The organism is Salinarimonas soli, assembly GCF_008386575.1.
GTDB classification, from domain to species: Bacteria; Pseudomonadota; Alphaproteobacteria; order Rhizobiales; family Beijerinckiaceae; genus Salinarimonas_A; species Salinarimonas_A soli.
The window spans coordinates 1-287 of sequence record NZ_VUOA01000080.1; the positions used below are offsets into that span (position 1 = coordinate 1).

Sequence of the window (287 nt, forward strand, 5' to 3'; positions counted from 1 at the left end):
GGGCGACCCGCGCTGCGCGGTCTATTTCTGCTTGGGCGGCAGGAACCCCGACCCGGCCCCGCACCGCCGCCACTCGCAGATCCTCGGGCCCGCGGGCACGCCGGGCGTCACCAACCTGCGGCCCATGGAGGTGTTCGGCCACGACGACGCGCCCCACGGCCACATGCATATCCGCTTCGAGGGCGTGCGCGTGCCGGCCGAGAACCTGATTCTGGGCGAGGGGAGGGGCTTCGAGATCGCGCAGGGGCGGCTGGGACCCGGCCGCATCCACCATTGCATGCGCGCCA

At 73.2% G+C, this 287-nt stretch carries 1 pseudogene; it reads left to right on the forward strand.

The annotated features are described in order from the left end of the window. Positions 1–287 (forward strand): annotated as a pseudogene (locus F0L46_RS25295) (acyl-CoA dehydrogenase); the annotation flags it as partial.